General features: G+C 63.6%; 1 protein-coding gene and 1 pseudogene. One reads left to right on the top strand and one right to left on the bottom strand.

The genetic code is table 11. The features are described from left to right. Positions 1 to 1,053: permease (locus tag I5W_RS08600; RefSeq protein ID WP_044528909.1), on the bottom strand; the 1,053-nt coding region annotated here is incomplete at its 3' end. Positions 1,054 to 1,420: 367 nt separating this feature from the next. Here I5W_RS08600 and I5W_RS08595 point away from each other — a divergent pair. Beyond that, positions 1,421 to 1,715 (top strand): annotated as a pseudogene (locus I5W_RS08595) (MFS transporter); the annotation flags it as partial.

The raw sequence follows: 1,715 nt of genomic DNA, 5'->3' as shown, positions 1-1,715 counted from the left end.
GGCCACCAGCCCGCTGGCTGCACCGATGAGGATGGTGAGCAGTGTCACCGTCACCAGCACACGGCGCGTGAAGGAGGTGCGCAGCATCAGCAGCGACGGCAGGCTGATGCTGGGCAAGGTCATCAACAAGGCCACTGCCGGACCCACGCCCATGCCCAAGGACAGCATCGATTGCACGATCGGGATTTCGGCGGCCGTGGGGATCACGAACAAGGTGCCGATCACCGCCAGCGTCACGATCCACAGCAGGCTGTTGCCCATGCTGGCATCGACCTGCGGGAACAGCCATACGCGCGCCGCGCCCAGCGCCAGCACCACCACGAGGTAGACCGGGATGGTGGTCCAGAACAATTGCCACAGCTTGGCGGCCCAGCGCAGCAGGAAAGGGCGGCCGTCGTCGAGGGGTTCATATTCGGCGGCGGCCACGGCGTCCAGTGCCGCCTGCGGCAGGGTTTCGGCCTGCGCCACGCGTTGCGCGATCAGCGCCACGCCCAGCACCAGCAGTACGCCCGCCACCAGGCGCAGGGCCGCAAAATTCCAGCCCAGCACGAAGCCCATGAACACCAGCGTGGCCGGATTCAATACCGGGTTGGCGATCCAGAAGGCCAGCGCGGCCCCCACCGAAACCTGCTGACGGCGCATCCCGGCCACCACCGGCGCGGCACAGCAACTGCACATCATGCCGGGCAGCGCGAAGAGGCCGCCGCGAATGGTCGAGCCCAGCCCGGCACGGCCGAATACGCGCAGCAGCCAGTCACGCGGCACCAGCACCTGCACCAGCGAACCCAGCAGCACGCCCAGCACCGCGGCTTTCCAGATGGCCAGGAAATACACGCCGGCATATTCCAGGGCGGCCGACCATGGGGCAGCGGGGGCATTGGCCAGGATGGAGTTGCCAATGCTGTGCTTGTCGGCGGCCACGAAGGATTTCAGGTAATAGGGCGACCACTTCACGTAGTACAGGCCGATGGCCGCCACCAGGATGAACAGCAGGGGCTTGAGCCAGGCGGACGCGCCGCGTGGAGAGGACGGCAGGCTGGAAGAGGAATTCATGTCGGGTAGGCAAAAGATGAGGAAATGCGGAAAATGCGCGCATCATACCTGCGACCGGACGCTACGTCAGCGGCCTATGCATGTCATACCACCAGTGGCCGCCAGCAGCAGCGCCAACCAGCTCCACGGATTTTGCTGAAATGCGCCAAGTCTTTGCCAGACTACATTGAGCGCTTGCGTCCGTTTCGCGTCCTGTTATACTGCGCCTCATGTTGTATGACGTCTTATAACAAATCACTTCAAACCATAACAATACGCCAAGAGACACTCCCGGCCCGGCCTGATGCTCCATCTGCCCGCGTTCCTGCGGTCAGCGAGTTGGCCGGGCAGGGTAGCGCGGATGGCGATCGAGACTCGGAGATTCCAATTGGCGCAAAGCAACACCACCGGCGGGGCCGGGGCGGTCAAGCCCACCCATATCCGCTACCTGATCCTGTTCCTGCTGTTCGTCGTCACCACGGTCAACTATGCGGACCGTGCCACGCTCTCCATTGCCGGCTCGGCCATGAAGACCGAACTGTCGCTGGACCCGGTGACCATGGGTTACATCTTCTCGGCTTTCAGCTGGGGCTACGTGCTGGCGCAGTTGCCGGGCGGCTGGCTGCTGGACCGTTTCGGTTCAAGAAGATCTACATGTGGAGCATCGCCCTGTGGTCTTTCTT

The organism is Herbaspirillum sp. B65 (assembly GCF_000333555.1).
GTDB classification, from domain to species: domain Bacteria; phylum Pseudomonadota; class Gammaproteobacteria; order Burkholderiales; family Burkholderiaceae_D; genus Herbaspirillum; species Herbaspirillum rubrisubalbicans.
This window is presented reverse-complemented; position numbering and strand designations above follow the sequence as displayed.